At 69.5% G+C, this 1,829-nt stretch carries 2 protein-coding genes; both read left to right on the top strand.

Annotated features, from left to right (window positions below):
- The first annotated feature begins 61 nt into the window (after positions 1 to 61).
- A complete protein-coding gene (locus NWP10_RS11715) occupies positions 62 to 784 on the top strand; it encodes an SDR family oxidoreductase (protein WP_258301019.1) in 723 nt (240 codons plus the stop codon).
- A 62-nt stretch (positions 785 to 846) separates the two neighbouring features.
- Positions 847 to 1,788, top strand: a complete 942-nt coding sequence (locus NWP10_RS11710) for an NAD(P)-dependent alcohol dehydrogenase (RefSeq protein WP_258301018.1) — start codon at positions 847 to 849, stop codon at positions 1,786 to 1,788.
- Positions 1,789 to 1,829 lie beyond the last annotated feature (41 nt).

Genomic DNA, 1,829 nt, shown 5'->3' with positions numbered 1-1,829 from the left:
TCTGACATGAGTACAACTTGACTGCCGGTCAAGTAATTCAGTCATGTAGGGAGGAACAGTCATGTCCAAAGTCATCGCCGTGTTCGGAGCGGGAACGGGTCTCGGCCAGGCCGTCGCGCGCAGGTTCGGCCGCGAGGGATACCAGGTCGCCCTCGTCGCCAGGCGCAGGGAACGGCTCGACGCGCTCGTCGGCGAGCTGGAGGCCGAGGGGATCGAGGCGGCGGCGTTCCCCGCCGACCTCGTCGACCCCGCAGTCGTCCCCGGCCTCGTCGCCGCCATCCGGGAGAGGTTCGGCCGGATCGACGTCGCCGAGTACGGCCCGATCGGGCTCGACCACTCCTTCACCCGGGCCGTCGACCTGCGAGCGACCGACCTCCAGGCATTGATTCCACTGCTGCTGCTCACGCCCGTGGAGATCGCGCACGCGCTCCTGCCGGAGTGGTCGGAGCGAGGGGGTGGTGCGTTCCTCTTGGCTGACGGGAACTCGGCGGCCGCGCCCATGCCGAACCTCGCCGGTCTCGGCACCGTCATGGCCTCGACCCGCAACTACCTCCACGGCCTCCACGCCGAGGTCGCAGACCAAGGCGTCTACGTCGGGGTTCTGACCATTGCCTCGCTCATCGACGGCAGCGAGGCCTCGGCCAAGGCCGCGGCCGCCTTCGACGAGCACGGCGGGCCCCGCGTCCCCGTCGCCGACCCGGCCGAGCTGGCAGAGATCTACTGGGAGATGGCCAGCCAGCGAGACCGCGTCGAGCGCTTCCACCCGGAGGGTCTGGCGAGGTGAATGTGCCACGAGACGGAGACGGCCTGCACTCAGGCCACGCTGCGCCAATGATGCGAGCTGCGTTGTTCACGGAGTACGGACCGCCTGAGGTCCTGAAAGTCGTCGACGTTCCGCGACCGCATCACGGTCCGGCGGAGGTCCTTGTCCGGGTGGAGGCCGCATCGGTCAATGGCGGCGATCTCGCCAAGCGGGAGGGAAAGCTCAGGCTGGCCTCGGGCAGGCGCTTCCCGAAGTCGATCGGCATAGACTTCGTCGGAGTCGTCGTCGAGCTCGGCGACGGCGCGACCGGCCTCACCGTCGGAGATCGTGTGTGGGGCACCGTCGCCGAGGGTAGTGCGACCGGCTCAGCCGCCGAGTACGTCGCCGTCCCGGCGGGGCGCGTCTCTGCGGCACCGAGCGGCCTCGGGCCGACCGAGGCAGTCACCCTGCTGGCCGGCGGCACCACCGCGCTGACCGCTCTCCGCGACACTGCCCGGCTGCGCCATGGTGAACGCGTGCTGGTCCGCGGCGGGGCAGGAGGCGTCGGCAGTGTCGCCGTGCAGGTCGCCAAGATGCTCGGAGCCCATGTCACGGCCTTGGCCAGCGAATCCAGCACTGACTTCGTGCGCGGCCTGGGGGCCGACGAGGTCATCGACTACCGGACGGATCCGCGCGAGCTCGAGCCCTACGACGTCATCTTCGACACCCGCGGCTCGCAGCTGAGGCAGTTCCGGTCTCGCCTGACCAGGAAGGGGCGGATGGTGACCATCACCGTCGACTTCGATCGCCCGCTGCGGAGCCTCGCCTACGTGGCTGCCTCTGCGATGCATGGCACCCGACGCGTGAGGGTGCTGCTGGGTAACCCCGACAGAACCCTGCTGGACGAGGTCGCACGAGCAGCCGAAGCTGGTCTCCTGCGACCCGTCGTGGTGGACACGCTCCCACTGACGGACATCAGCCGGGCGCACCGACTGCTCGAAGCCGGAGGCGTCCACGGCAAGCTCGTGCTAACTGGCAGGGGCTGAGGCTTGGCGTGGGTGGCAGGACCAGTTCGCGGTCCTGCCGC

This window comes from Micrococcus sp. HG099 (assembly GCF_024723355.1).
GTDB lineage: Bacteria > Actinomycetota > Actinomycetes > Actinomycetales > Micrococcaceae > Micrococcus > Micrococcus endophyticus.
Note: the sequence above shows the minus strand (reverse complement) of the source record. Positions and strands in the feature narration are given on the sequence as shown.